The organism is Pseudomonas fluorescens, from assembly GCF_005938625.1.
GTDB classification, from domain to species: domain Bacteria; phylum Pseudomonadota; class Gammaproteobacteria; order Pseudomonadales; family Pseudomonadaceae; genus Aquipseudomonas; species Aquipseudomonas fluorescens_BD.
In genome coordinates, this window is the sequence record NZ_VCNJ01000029.1 from 221,430 (window position 1) to 234,215 (window position 12,786).

The following is a 12,786-nucleotide window of genomic DNA, read 5'->3' on the forward strand; positions in this document are numbered from 1 at the left end:
AGGTGCACCATGAATTACCAGATCGCACTGAATTTTGAAGACGGCGTCACCCGTTTTATCGAAGCCGGCAGCCATGAATCCGTCGCCGACGCGGCGTATCGCCAGGGCATCAACATCCCGCTGGATTGCCGTGACGGCGCCTGCGGCACCTGCAAATGTTTCGCCGAGGCCGGGCGTTATGACATGGGCGACAACTACATCGAAGACGCCTTGAGCGCCGACGAACTCGCACAAGGTTATGTGTTGACCTGCCAGATGCGCGCCGCCAGCGATTGCGTCGTCCGCGTGCCGGCCGGCTCGCAGGTGTGCAAGACCGAACAAGCGAATTTCCAGGCCTCGATCAGCGATGTGCGGCAATTGTCCGAGAGCACCATCGCACTGTCGATCAAGGGCGAGGCGCTGAGCAGACTGGCGTTTCTGCCGGGCCAGTACGTCAACCTGCAAGTGCCTGGCAGCGAGCAGACTCGCGCCTATTCCTTCAGCTCGTTACAGAAGAACGGCGAGGTCAGCTTCCTGATCCGCAACGTGCCCGGTGGCTTGATGAGCAGCTTTCTTACCGGGCTGGCCAAGGCCGGCGACAGTATGACGCTGGCCGGTCCGCTGGGCAGTTTCTACCTGCGCGAGATCAAACGGCCGCTGCTGTTGCTCGCGGGTGGCACGGGCCTGGCACCGTTCACCGCCATGCTGGAGAAAATTGCCGAGCAGGGCAGCGCGCACCCGGTGCATTTGATCTACGGCGTGACCAACGATTTCGATCTGGTCGAACTCGACCGCCTCGAAGCCTTCGCCGCCCGCATCGCCAATTTCAGCTTCGGCGCCTGCGTGGCCAACCCGCAGAGCGCGCATCCGCTTAAGGGCTACGTCACTCAGCACATTGAGCCGCGCCATCTCAATGAGGGCGACGTCGACGTGTACCTGTGCGGGCCGCCGCCGATGGTAGAAGCGGTCAGCCAATACATTCGTGAACAGGGCATCACCCCCGCGAATTTCTACTACGAAAAATTCGCCGCAGCGGCTGCTTGAAACCCTTCTTTCGAGGTTGTCATGAACAACAGATTCTCCAACAAGGTCGCGCTGGTCACCGGCGCGGCGCAGGGTATCGGCCGCCGTGTGTGCGAACGCCTGCTGAACGAAGGCGCGCAAGTGGTCGCGGTTGATCGCTCCGAACTGGTTCACGAAATGCAAGGCGAGGGCGTTCTCGCGCTGACTGCTGACCTTGAGCAATACGCCGATTGCGCACGGATCATGGCCGAAACCATCAACACCTTCGGCCACCTCGACATCCTGATCAACAACGTCGGGGGCACGATCTGGGCCAAGCCCTTCGAGCATTACGAAGTCGAACAGATTGACGCCGAAGTGCGCCGCTCGCTGTTCCCGACCCTGTGGTGTTGCCACGCCGTGCTGCCATACATGCTCAAGCAAGGGCGCGGCGCCATCGTCAACGTTTCATCGATTGCTACCCGCAGCGTCAATCGCGTGCCGTACGGCGCAGCGAAGGGCGGCATCAACGCACTCACAGCGTGTCTGGCATTCGAGAACGCTGAGCGCGGCATTCGCGTCAACGCCACCGCACCGGGCGGCACTGAGGCACCGCCCCGGCGCATCCCGCGCAATGCAGCCGAACCGTCGGCGCAAGAGCAGGCCTGGTATCAGGAAATCGTCGCGCAAACCCTCGATAGCAGCTTGATGAAACGCTACGGCAGCCTCGACGAACAGGTCGGCGCGATCCTTTTTCTGGCTTCCGACGACGCCTCGTATATCACCGGTGTGACTCTGCCGGTTGGTGGCGGCGACCTCGGTTGATTACTTTTCAAGGGACAGACATGCAGCGAATCCTGATTGAAAACCTGACGACGATCATCGTCGACCTGCCGACCATTCGCCCGCACAAACTGGCGATGCACACGATGCAGAAACAGACCCTGGTGATTCTGCGTCTGCGTTGCAGCGACGGCATCGAAGGCATCGGTGAAGCCACCACCATTGGCGGCCTCGCCTACGGTTATGAAAGCCCGGAAAGCATCAAGGCCAATATCGACGCGCACTTGGCGCCGGCGCTAATGGGCATGGAAGCCAACAACATCAACGCGGCGATGCTGCGGCTCGACAAGATCGCCAAAGGCAACACGTTCGCCAAATCCGGCATCGAAAGCGCACTGCTTGATGCTCAAGGCAAACGCCTCGGCCTGCCGGTCAGTGAACTGCTCGGCGGCCGCGTGCGCGACAGTCTTGAAGTGGCCTGGACCCTGGCCAGCGGCGACACCGCCCGCGACATCGCCGAAGCCGAACAGATGCTCGAAGCCCGTCGCCATCGCATCTTCAAATTGAAGATCGGCGCCAATCCGCTGGAACAGGATCTCAAGCACGTCGTAGCGATCAAAAAAGCCCTGGGCGAGCGCGCCAGTGTGCGGGTCGACGTCAACCAGTATTGGGATGAATCCCAAGCGATTCGTGGCTGTCAGGTACTGGGTGACAACGGCATCGACCTGATTGAACAGCCGATCTCGCGGGTCAACCGCTCCGGGCAGATTCGCCTGAATCAGCGCAGCCCGGCGCCGATCATGGCCGACGAATCGATCGAAAGCGTCGAGGACGCTTTCAGCCTCGCCGCCGACGGCGCCGCCAGTGTGTTCGCCCTGAAAATCGCCAAGAACGGCGGCCCGCGCGCCGTGCTTAGAACCGCGCAGATCGCTGAAGCAGCGGGTATCGCGTTGTATGGCGGCACCATGCTCGAAGGCTCCGTTGGCACGCTGGCCTCGGCGCATGCCTTCCTCACGCTCAAACAACTGACCTGGGACACCGAACTGTTTGGGCCGTTGTTGCTGAGCGAAGACATCGTCACCGAAGCGCCGCAGTACCGCGATTTCCACCTGCACATCCCGCGAACCCCGGGCCTTGGTCTGACGCTGGACGAAGAGCGTCTGGCGCGTTTTCGCCGCCACTGAATCAGGAGAGCCACCATGTTGTTCCACGTAAAAATGACCGTGAAATTGCCCGTCGATATGGACCCGTCACTGGCCACCCGGCTCAAGGCTGACGAGAAGGAACTGGCCCAACGGCTGCAACGCGAAGGCGTATGGCGACACCTGTGGCGCATCGCCGGGCATTACGCCAATTACAGCGTGTTCGATGTACCGAGCGTCGAGGCGCTGCACGACACGCTGATGCGCTTGCCGCTGTTTCCCTACATGGACATTGAGGTTGACGGCCTGTGCCGGCATCCGTCGTCAATCCACAACGACGACCGCTGATCCTGAGCTCACCACAATTCCCTTGTGGGAGCGAGCTTGCTCGCGAAAGCGGTGAGCCAGTCGCCATAAATGCGGGATGACACAACGCATTCGCGAGCAAGCTCGCTCCCACAGGGGAAGTGGGCTGATCAAGAGAACTGCGTCGACAAAACAACAAGATGAGGTAACCACCATGACCGTGAAAATTGCCCACACCGCCGAGCTGCAAGCCTTCTTCAAAGAAGCCGCCGGTTTTGCCAACGACGAGGGTAACTCCCGTCTGAAAACCATCGTTCTGCGCATCTTGCAGGACAGCGCGAAAATCATCGAAGACCTCGAAATCAGCGAGGACGAGTTCTGGAAAGCGGTCGACTATCTCAACCGTTTGGGCGCTCGCTCGGAAGCAGGTTTATTGGTTGCGGGTCTCGGTCTCGAACATTTCCTCGATCTGCTTCAGGACGCAAAGGATGCACAGGTCGGCTTGACCGGCGGCACACCGCGCACCATCGAAGGCCCGCTGTACGTGGCCGGCGCGCCGCTGTGCGAAGGTGAGTGCCGCATGGATGACGGCAGCGAGGAGGGCATCGCCACGGTGATGCACCTCGAAGGCCAGGTGTTCGATCTTCACGGCCAGCCGCTGGCCGGTGCCACGGTTGATCTGTGGCATGCGAACACCAAGGGCACCTATTCGTTTTTCGACCCGAGCCAGTCTGAATACAACCTGCGCCGCCGCATCGTTACCAATGCCGAGGGCCGTTACCGCGCTCGCAGTATCGTGCCGTCTGGCTATGGTTGCGACCCGCAAGGCCCGACCCAGGAATGCCTGAACCAGCTCGGCCGCCATGGCCAGCGCCCGGCGCATGTGCATTTCTTCATCAGCGCACCGGGGCATCGACACCTGACGACGCAGATCAATCTGTCGGGTGATCAGTATTTGTGGGATGACTTCGCCTATGCGACCCGTGAAGGTTTGGTCGGGGAGGTGGTGTTTCGTGAAGACGCGGTGTCGGGGCGCTATGCCGAGCTGAAGTTCGACTTCCAGTTGCAGCAGGCGCCGGACGCCAGTGCCGAACAACGCAGTCAACGGCCGCGTGCGTTGCAGGACGCTTGATACCGAGTCGTCTGCATCCCTCACCCTAACCCTCTCCCGGAGGGAGAGGGGACTGACCGCGTTGTTGTTAAGCATTACGCCGACCTGAACAGTTTGTGCCGAATCCATAATCGACTCAGTCGTTCAGGTCGATGCATAACGCAAAACAACTCGGTCGGCTCCCTCTCCCTCTGGGAGAGGGCTGGGGTGAGGGGAAATCGGGCCTAAGGTAATGCGAAAAAGATATTGGCTCTGCATTTTTAAGATCGTTTAGTTTTGTCTCAACGACGAATCAAAACGCATCAAACCGATAGACCCCGATTGCCATGACGGCACACGCTGAATCGATCACAGGTTTTTCAGGTTTGATTCACACGGGAGTGAATCATGCCGCATACCCTCGACATCACCGCATTACCGACGCTGGACCTGTCGCTGTTCGAAGGCACGGCGCAGCAGCGCTACGAATTTCTTGAAGACCTGCGCCACGCCGCTCGCGACGTCGGCTTCTTCTACCTGACCGGGCATGGCATCGACAGCGCTTTGCTCAAGCAGGTGCAGGCCCACGCCCGGCAATTTTTCGCCTTGCCCGACAGCGAGAAATCCGCCGTCGGCATGATCAATTCACCACACTTTCGCGGTTACAACCGGGCCGCCTCGGAGATCACCCGTGGCCAGCCCGATCAGCGTGAACAGTTCGATCTGGGTGCCGAGCGCGAGGCGTTGCCATTGACGGCGGACAGCCCGTTCTGGGCGCGGCTGCAAGGCCCCAACCAATGGCCGGCGTCACTGCCGGAGCTAAAATCTCTGTTACTCGAATGGCAAGAGGCGATGACGCGCATGTCGTTGCGCCTGCTGCGTGCGTTCGCTCAGGCACTCTCGCTGCGCGCCGATGCGTTTGATCAGCTGTACGGCGACAAACCCAACGAACACATCAAGTTGATGCGCTATCCCGGCCAGTCCAGCGAGTCGAGCCATCAAGGCGTCGGCGCACACAAGGACTCAGGTTTCCTCAGCTTCCTCCTGCAAGACCAGCAGGCCGGGCTGCAGGTCGAGATCGAAGAGGGCCGCTGGATCGATGCGTTGCCACGCGAGAACACCCTGGTGGTGAACATCGGCGAACTGCTCGAACTGGCCAGCAACGGTTATCTGCGGGCCACGGTGCATCGCGTGGTTTCGCCTCCGGCGGGTAGCGAACGCCTGTCCATCGCCTTCTTCCTAGGCGCGCAACTCGATGCGGTGGTGCCGCTGTATCCGCTGCCCACTGCACTGTTGCGCGAGGCGCGCGGGCCCGCGAGTGATCCGCTCAATCCGCTGTTTCGCGATGTCGGCTGGAACTACCTCAAGGGGCGTCTGCGCTCACATCCGGATGTCGCGCAGCGCTTCTACGCCGATGCGCTGCTGCCGCCACCGCCGGTTCGTCAATCCGCCTGACTCATCACTCGCTCAAGGACTCCGCACATGATCAAGAAAGCTGGTTTGACCCTGGCCGTGCTCGGCGCGCTAGTGACGTCGTTTGGTGCCCAAGCGCTGGAGCCGTTGCGCGTCGCTGCCGACCCGGTGCCGCACGCGCAGATTCTGGCGTACATCCAGAAAATCGATCCGCAACTGAACCTCAAAGTCATCGAAATCCCCAACGGCGTGAACTCCAACGAGCTGCTGGTGCACGGTGACGTCGATGCCAATTACTTCCAGCACCTGCCGTACCTGAAATCCCAGGAAAAGGCCCTCGGCGAAAAACTCGCGGTGGCCGCCACGGTGCATATCGAACCCTTGGGCATCTACTCGCACCGCCATAAAAGTTTCGCTGATGTGCCGGTAAAAGGCACCGTCGCCGTGCCCAACAACGTCACCAACCTGAGCCGCGCGCTGTACCTGTTGCAGGACAACGGCCTGATCAAATTAAAGTCCGGTTTCAACGACCCCGCGGCCGATCAGGCAACGCCCAAGGACATCGCCGAAAATCCGAAACAGCTGAAGATCCTGGAAATCGAATCGCCACAGATTCCGCGTTCGCTCGACGACGTCGATCTGGCCGTGATCAACGGCAACTACGCGCTCGACGCAGGCCTGGTGCCGGCCAAGGATGCCTTGGGCCTGGAGAAAGCCGAACACAATCCCTACGCCAACATTCTGGTGACCACGCCCAAGCTCGAGCACGACCCGCGTATCGCGCAACTGGCGAAGGACCTGACGTCGCCCGAGGTCGCCAAATACATCACCGACAACTTTGCCGGTTCGGTGATTCCGGTGGCGGGCGGCAAGCCATGATCGCCGTCGAGCAGTTGAGCAAGACTTATCCTTCGGCCGCGCAACCGGCACTCGATCAGGTCTCGCTGAGCATTCCCGACGGTGCGGTCTACGGGATTCTCGGGCGTAGCGGGGCGGGCAAGTCGACGCTGCTGCGTTGCCTCAACCTGCTCGAACGACCGGACAGTGGACGCATTCTGCTCGATGGCATCGACCTGACGACGCTGTCGGTCAGCGAACTGCGCCAGCAGCGCCAGCGCATCGGCATGATTTTCCAAGGCTTCAACCTGCTGCATTCACGTACGGTGTTCGACAACATTGCGGTGCCGTTGGAGATCGCCAAGGTGGGCAAGCCGTGGCGTCATGTGCGGGTTCGCGAGCTGTTGGAACTGGTCGGCTTGAGTGACAAGGCGCAGGCCTTTCCCTCGCAGTTGTCCGGCGGCCAAAAGCAGCGCGTCGGCATTGCCCGCGCCCTCGCTGCAGAGCCGGCGTACCTGCTCTCGGACGAAGCCACCAGTGCACTCGACCCGGAAACCACTGCGTCGATTCTTGAACTGCTGCGCGACATCAATCGGCAACTGGGCGTGACCATCGTGCTGATCACCCACGAACTGGACGTGGTCAAATCGATCTGCGACCACGCCGCGTTCATGGCCAACGGACGTCTGGTCGAAGCCGGGCCGGTGCCAAGGCTGCTGGCCGATGCGCAATCGCAACTGGGCGCTTCGCTGCGGCCGACCTGCGGCTTGCCACTGGGTCACGCTGAGCCGGGCCTGAGTTTTCTCAAGCAATACGGCGTACGGGCGGCGCACTCATGAACCGCACGGTCAATTGGGATGAAATCCTGCAACTGGTGTTCAACGCCACCGGTGAAACCTTGTACATGGTCCTTCTTGCGGGGCTGTTCACGCTGCTGATCGGTTTGCCGCTGGGCGTGTTGCTGTTTATCAGTCGCTGCGACGGACTGCTGCCGATGCCACGCTTGAATGCCGTGCTGGGTGGCGTGGTCAACCTCGGCCGCTCACTGCCATTCGTGGTGATGCTGATCGCCCTGATCCCACTGACTCGGCTGGTGGTCGGCACGACGCTGGGCAGCACCGCTGCCGTGGTGCCGATCACCATCGGCGCGTTTCCGTTCTTCGCACGCATCGTCGAAAACGCCCTCGACGAAGTCGACAAGGGCCGCATCGAGGCCATCCTCGCCATGGGCGGCGACATCGGTCATGTGATCTTCAAGGTGTTGTTGCCCGAAGCGCTGCCGGCGTTGCTGGCCGGAATCACCTTGACGCTGGTGATGCTGATCGGTTTTTCCTCGATGGCCGGGGTGATCGGCGGCGGTGGACTCGGTGATCTGGCGATCCGTTACGGCTATCAGCGGTTCAACAATGAAGTGATGGTCGCCACGGTGGTGGTGTTGGTGATCCTCGTTCAGGGCGTGCAAAGCCTGGGCGATCGATTGGTTCGTTCGCTGGCGCATCGCCGCTAAGGAATTGTATGAGTGTGCCGATCGCTGTGGCCCGTGAGCCGCTGATTCGTGTACGTGAGTTGAGCAAAATATATGGTGCGAGCCGGGCGCTGAACGCCGTCAGCCTGGACATCTATCCCGCCGAAGTGGTGGCGCTGCTCGGTGCCAATGGCGCGGGCAAATCGACCCTGGTAAAGATCCTGGCAGGCAGCCAGACTGCCGACGCTGGCGAGATCTGGCTGCAGGGCGCGCCGCGCCATTTCAGTTCGCCGCTGTCGGCGCGGCGCTTTGGCATTGTCGCGGTGCACCAGCAGATCAACGAGGGCATCGCACCGGGTTTGAGCGTCGCGGAAAACCTCCTGCTCGATGAACTGTGCAAACCGGACGCGGACTTCTGGCTCAATCGTAAACGCCTGCTGGAGCGCGCTGCGAGCATCGCCGCCGGGCTGGGTTTAACCTTGCCGCTGGAGCAGCCAATCGAGCATCTCGGTCAGGCCGAACGGCAATTGGTGGTGCTTGCTCGGGCCTTGGCCTTGCAACCGCGACTGCTGATTCTGGACGAGCCCACCGCCGCACTCTCCGATGCCGAAGCGCAGCGTTTGTTTGGTTTGATCGACACCTTGCGCAGCCGCGGCGTGGCGATTCTGTACATTTCCCATCGACTCTCCGACCTGCAACGCGTGGCAGATCGCGCCATCGTTCTGCGCGATGGGCAGTTCGCGGGCGAGTTCACCGCTCGGCAGTTACCCGAAGCGGTGAGCGCCATGCTCGGGCAGGCGCTGGCCGAGCATGTTTACCAGCCGTGCGTGGCCGGGCGCGAGGTGTTGAAACTCAACGCCCTGCAAATTCTGCCGCGATCCGCCGCGTTCGATCTGACCCTGCACGAAAACGAAGTGGTGGTACTGACCGGGCTTCTGGGTGCCGGTAAAAGTGAAATCGCCGAGGTACTGTTCGGCCTGCGTAAAGCCACCTCGGGCCGCGTGCAACTGGATGGCGCTGACTGGCGTGCGGACTCACCGCGCCAAGCCATCCAAAGCGGGGTTTTCTTCGCGGCCGAAGATCGCGCCAGTCAGTCGCTGGTACCTGATTTCTCTTTGCGTCGCACCCTGACTTTGCCGTTTCTCGAGCGCTTCAGCCGTGGCGGTTTCATCCGCAACCGCGCTGAAGCGGCAGCGGTGACAGCGCAAGTAGCCGCGCTCGGGATCAAGACTGCCGGCATCGATGAGCCAATGACCGCGCTGTCGGGTGGCAATCAACAGAAAGTCGTGCTCGGCCGCTGGCTGCTCGGCGAGGGGCGGGTATTGATCCTCGATGAACCCTTTCAAGGCGTCGACGTACACGCCCGCCGCGACATCGGCCAACTGCTGCGCGACAGCGCCAAGGGCCGGGCGACGCTGGTGATTTGCGCCGATGTCGATGAAGCCCTGGAAATCGCCGACCGCATCCTGCTGGTGCGCGATCACGCCGTGGTTGCCGAGTACCCGCGCGCCGGCCTCAATCGTGCTGATCTGGTCGCTGCATTGGCCGGCAGCGACGTGACCGAACATTCCCCTCAAGCCACGCCAAGGAGCAGAGCGAGTGCCTGATTCAAGTTCACTGTTATCGACCGAGCCGGCACGCGCCGAACGTCTGCTGCACGGGTTGATCCGCTACGGCCTGCTGTGGCTGCTGGCGCTGATTGTGGTGTTTTTCAGCGTTGCCGAGCCGGCATTCCTGCGCGTCGGCAACCTGTTCAGCATCCTGCAATCGGTGTCGATTGTCGCGCTGCTGGCGCTGGGCGTGACGCTGACCATGGCCGTCGGCGGCCTCGATCTTTCGATTGGCGCGGTGGCGGCGATGAGCCTGATGATCGCCAGTTACGTGATGGTCGTGCTCGGCTGGGGCGCGGTGCCGGCGGTGTTGATCAGTCTGGCGGGTGGGGCGCTGGTCGGCCTGCTCAACGGTTGGCTGATCGTCAAACTGCGCGTGCCGGACATTCTTGCGACGCTGGGCAGCATGTTTCTGGTGATCGGCGTGCAGCTAATACCCACTGGCGGGCGCTCGATTGCGGTCGGCATGACGCTACCCAGCGGAGAAGAAACCGAGGGTACTTTCAGTGCCGCATTTCTTGCGCTGGGGCGCGGGCGGCTGTGGGAGGTGGTACCGATTCCGGTGCTGATCACGACGGTAGTAGCGGTGGCCGTGTGGCTGTTTCTCGAACGCACACGCATTGGTCGTTTGTTCTATGCCATCGGCGGCAACGAGCAAGCGGCGCGACTGGCCGGTGCCCCGGTGCAGCGCTTCAAGTTATTGGCTTACGTGCTCTCGGCGTTGCTCGCATCGCTCGGCGGATTGTTGCTGGCAGCGCGCCTGGGGCGCGGCGATGTCAGTTCGGGCAACGGTCTGGTGCTGGATGCCCTCGGCGCGGCGTTGATCGGTTTTGCCGTGCTTGGTGCAAAGAAGCCCAATGCTTTCGGCACCCTGGTCGGTGCGCTGCTGGTGGCGGCGCTGCTCAACGGCCTGACCATGCTCAACGCGCCGTATTACGCGCAGGATTTCGTCAAGGGACTGGTGTTGGTGCTGGCCCTGATGTTCACGTTCGGCCTCGCGCATCGGGCGCGTTGAGTCGCTTTATTCAAGGAAGTTGCATGCACGGTTCAATCACACAGTTCGCCCGTCATTGCCTCGCCGGTGCGTTATTTTCGGCGATGGCACTGAGCGCTCAGGCCAACGCCTTGCCCGGTGCGCCGGCGCCGTTCGACAAAGGGCAGGTGCAGATCGCGCTGGTGGGGTATTTGTTTTCCGGGGATTTCCCCGAAGCGTACTTGCGCGGCGTGGAAAAGCAGACCGAAGCGCTGGGTGCCAACCTGCGGGTATTCGATGCCCGGCAGCAGGCGGCGAGTCAGGGCGAGATGATCGATCAGGCGATCGATCTGGGCGTCGACGGCATCATCGTTCAGCTCGGCTTGGCGGAAACGCTGAAAGCACCGATTGATCGGGCCATCGCCAAAGGCATCAAAGTCGTCGCTTTCGATGTCGATCTGAACACGCCGCAAGTGACCCAGGTCGAGCAGGATCACCATGCGCTGGCACGTCTGGCGCTGGATCAAGCTGTCAAGGACAACGGCACGAAGTTCGATGCCGGCTACGTGTACATCAGTGGTTTTACACCGATGGAGCGCCGCGATGAAATCTGGAGTCAGGTGAAGCAGGCCAATCCGGGGATTGTCGAGAAGGCCCGATTTGGCACGCTGAATCCGCCGATTGCCAACTCCGTTGCTGATCAGGCCAGCGCCGTGCTTCGAGCCAACCCGGGCATCAGCGTGATTTTTGCGCCGTTCGATGAGTTCGCCAAAGGCGCGAAAATCGCCGTCGACGAGGCAGGGTTGACGAGCAAGGTGAAGATCTACAGCGCCGATATTTCGACCGCTGATATTCAGATCATGAAAGAGCCGGACAGCGCCTGGGCGGCGACGGCGGCGGTCAATCCGCAAGTCGCCGGAGCGATTAGCGTGCGCAGTCTGGCGATGTTGATTGCCGGGGAAAATCCGGGGCATCAGGTGTTGGTGCCGCCGACGCTGATTACCCGTCAGCAGTTGCTGGATCTGGATGTGAAGAATGTTCGTGACCTGGCGCAGAAGCTTCCGAGCTTTGGTGATACCGCCAATGTTGCGCGGGCGCCGTGGATTCCAGTGGCCAACTAGAACATTTGCCACGACATCGCCCATGTGGGAGCGAGCTTGCTCGCGAAGAGGTCCGATCAGTTGATATCTCTGTTGACTGACCCACCGCTTTCGCGAGCAAGCTCGCTCCCACAGGGGTAACGCGTAGTTGCGCAAACTGAGGGAGTTCTGGAGTTTACATGCACAACAAAGCTTCGCGCTTGCGCAAAAGCCGTTCGCCGAAAAGCGATCCGGCGTTCGGTAAACGACTGCCTCCGGGTCAAGTGCTGACGGAGCGCTTTCCAATCCTCCACGAAGGCGAAATACCGGAATACGACCTCGCCAACTGGTCGCTGCGCCTGTTTGGCACACTCGCACAGCCAATCGAATTACGTTACGCCGACCTGCAGGCGCTGCCGCAACGACAACTGCGCTGTGACATCCATTGCGTAACGCGCTGGTCGAAGTTCGACACCGAGTGGAGCGGGGTGCATCTGCGGGATTTGTTGCAGGCGTTCGATATCCAACCGACTTCGGCGTTCGTCATGGCCCACGCCGACCACGATTACCAGACCAACTTGCGACTTGTTGATCTGCTGCACCCCGACAGTCTGCTGGCCACCCACTACGCCGGCCAGCCGCTGACCGCGCAACATGGCTGGCCACTGCGGCTGGTGGTGGCGGGGCGGTATTTCTGGAAGAGCGCGAAGTGGCTGCGCGGGCTGGAGTTTGTTGAACAGGAACAGCCGGGTTTCTGGGAGCAGAACGGCTTTCATCTGCACGCCGATCCGTTTGCAGAGCAGCGATTCAGTGGTGATGAACTGGATATTGCCGAGGATGCCTGGCTGGAAAAAGCGTTCGATTAAGTCTCCAGGACGCAGCCTGTTCAAACATTGAAATACGATTAACCTGTGGGAGCGAGCTTGCTCGCGAAGGGGCCGGGCGAGTTGCCTCTTTGGTGACTGATCCACCGCTTTCGCGAGCAGGCTCGCTCCCACAGGGGGATGTATTCCGCACCTTGCTTAGTTGTAGATTAGTTGGTTCTGGTGTTGGCTCAGCAACACTTCTGTTGAACTAAGAACAACTTTTTAGAGCGATCTAACCTAA

Annotated in this window: 13 protein-coding genes; all 13 read left to right on the forward strand. The window is 61.0% G+C overall.

Annotated features, from left to right (window positions below; all coding sequences use genetic code 11):
• Window positions 1-9 precede the first annotated feature (9 nt).
• The 13 genes from benC (at window position 10) to FGA82_RS19130 (ending at window position 12,545) form a co-directional block, all read left to right on the forward strand.
• Window positions 10-1,023 carry a benzoate 1,2-dioxygenase electron transfer component BenC gene (benC, locus tag FGA82_RS19065; RefSeq protein ID WP_141128258.1) on the forward strand — a complete coding sequence of 338 codons (1,014 nt, stop codon included), beginning with the start codon at window positions 10-12 and terminating at the stop codon, window positions 1,021-1,023.
• 21 nt (window positions 1,024-1,044) lie between these two features.
• Complete coding sequence (locus FGA82_RS19070) at window positions 1,045-1,806, forward strand: 1,6-dihydroxycyclohexa-2,4-diene-1-carboxylate dehydrogenase (RefSeq protein WP_141128259.1); 762 nt, start codon at window positions 1,045-1,047, stop codon at window positions 1,804-1,806.
• 20 nt (window positions 1,807-1,826) lie between these two features.
• Entirely contained in the window at window positions 1,827-2,948 is a 1,122-nt protein-coding gene (locus FGA82_RS19075; protein ID WP_141128260.1) for a muconate cycloisomerase family protein, read from the forward strand.
• Between the two features lie 15 nt (window positions 2,949-2,963).
• Entirely contained in the window at window positions 2,964-3,254 is a 291-nt protein-coding gene (catC, locus tag FGA82_RS19080; protein ID WP_141128261.1) for a muconolactone Delta-isomerase, read from the forward strand.
• Between the two features lie 172 nt (window positions 3,255-3,426).
• Window positions 3,427-4,344: a catechol 1,2-dioxygenase gene (gene catA, locus FGA82_RS19085; RefSeq protein WP_141128262.1), complete on the forward strand. Its 918-nt coding sequence runs from the start codon at window positions 3,427-3,429 to the stop codon at window positions 4,342-4,344.
• A 366-nt stretch (window positions 4,345-4,710) separates the two neighbouring features.
• Complete coding sequence (locus FGA82_RS19090; RefSeq protein ID WP_141128263.1) at window positions 4,711-5,757, forward strand: isopenicillin N synthase family dioxygenase; 1,047 nt, start codon at window positions 4,711-4,713, stop codon at window positions 5,755-5,757.
• A 27-nt stretch (window positions 5,758-5,784) separates the two neighbouring features.
• On the forward strand, window positions 5,785-6,594 hold the full coding sequence (locus FGA82_RS19095; protein ID WP_141128264.1) for a MetQ/NlpA family ABC transporter substrate-binding protein: 810 nt from the start codon (window positions 5,785-5,787) through the stop codon (window positions 6,592-6,594).
• Window positions 6,591-7,391 (forward strand): methionine ABC transporter ATP-binding protein, encoded by an 801-nt coding sequence (locus FGA82_RS19100; protein ID WP_141128265.1) that lies wholly within the window; start codon window positions 6,591-6,593, stop codon window positions 7,389-7,391. Before FGA82_RS19095 ends, FGA82_RS19100 begins: the two co-directional genes overlap by 4 nt.
• A complete protein-coding gene (locus tag FGA82_RS19105) occupies window positions 7,388-8,059 on the forward strand; it encodes a methionine ABC transporter permease (RefSeq protein WP_141128266.1) in 672 nt (223 codons plus the stop codon). Before FGA82_RS19100 ends, FGA82_RS19105 begins: the two co-directional genes overlap by 4 nt.
• An 8-nt stretch (window positions 8,060-8,067) precedes the next feature.
• Window positions 8,068-9,624, forward strand: coding sequence for a sugar ABC transporter ATP-binding protein (locus FGA82_RS19110; protein WP_141128267.1), 1,557 nt, complete (start codon window positions 8,068-8,070; stop codon window positions 9,622-9,624).
• Window positions 9,617-10,642 (forward strand): ABC transporter permease, encoded by a 1,026-nt coding sequence (locus FGA82_RS19115; RefSeq protein ID WP_141128268.1) that lies wholly within the window; start codon window positions 9,617-9,619, stop codon window positions 10,640-10,642. Before FGA82_RS19110 ends, FGA82_RS19115 begins: the two co-directional genes overlap by 8 nt.
• A gap of 23 nt (window positions 10,643-10,665) precedes the next feature.
• On the forward strand, window positions 10,666-11,721 hold the full coding sequence (locus tag FGA82_RS19120) for a substrate-binding domain-containing protein (RefSeq protein ID WP_141128269.1): 1,056 nt from the start codon (window positions 10,666-10,668) through the stop codon (window positions 11,719-11,721).
• 158 nt (window positions 11,722-11,879) lie between these two features.
• Window positions 11,880-12,545 (forward strand): sulfite oxidase-like oxidoreductase, encoded by a 666-nt coding sequence (locus FGA82_RS19130; protein WP_141128270.1) that lies wholly within the window; start codon window positions 11,880-11,882, stop codon window positions 12,543-12,545.
• Window positions 12,546-12,786 lie beyond the last annotated feature (241 nt).

Excerpts from the sequence above, each read along its gene's own strand:
- FGA82_RS19100 (WP_141128265.1), top strand. The coding sequence starts at position 6,591 with ATGATCGCCGTCGAGCAGTTGAGCAAGACTTATCCTTCGGCCGCGCAA.
- FGA82_RS19110 (WP_141128267.1), top strand. The coding sequence starts at position 8,068 with ATGAGTGTGCCGATCGCTGTGGCCCGTGAGCCGCTGATTCGTGTACGT.
- FGA82_RS19105 (WP_141128266.1), top strand. The coding sequence starts at position 7,388 with ATGAACCGCACGGTCAATTGGGATGAAATCCTGCAACTGGTGTTCAAC.
- catA (WP_141128262.1), top strand. The coding sequence starts at position 3,427 with ATGACCGTGAAAATTGCCCACACCGCCGAGCTGCAAGCCTTCTTCAAA.
- FGA82_RS19095 (WP_141128264.1), top strand. The coding sequence starts at position 5,785 with ATGATCAAGAAAGCTGGTTTGACCCTGGCCGTGCTCGGCGCGCTAGTG.
- benC (WP_141128258.1), top strand. The coding sequence starts at position 10 with ATGAATTACCAGATCGCACTGAATTTTGAAGACGGCGTCACCCGTTTT.
- FGA82_RS19070 (WP_141128259.1), top strand. The coding sequence starts at position 1,045 with ATGAACAACAGATTCTCCAACAAGGTCGCGCTGGTCACCGGCGCGGCG.
- FGA82_RS19090 (WP_141128263.1), top strand. The coding sequence starts at position 4,711 with ATGCCGCATACCCTCGACATCACCGCATTACCGACGCTGGACCTGTCG.
- FGA82_RS19130 (WP_141128270.1), top strand. The coding sequence starts at position 11,880 with ATGCACAACAAAGCTTCGCGCTTGCGCAAAAGCCGTTCGCCGAAAAGC.
- FGA82_RS19075 (WP_141128260.1), top strand. The coding sequence starts at position 1,827 with ATGCAGCGAATCCTGATTGAAAACCTGACGACGATCATCGTCGACCTG.
- catC (WP_141128261.1), top strand. The coding sequence starts at position 2,964 with ATGTTGTTCCACGTAAAAATGACCGTGAAATTGCCCGTCGATATGGAC.
- FGA82_RS19120 (WP_141128269.1), top strand. The coding sequence starts at position 10,666 with ATGCACGGTTCAATCACACAGTTCGCCCGTCATTGCCTCGCCGGTGCG.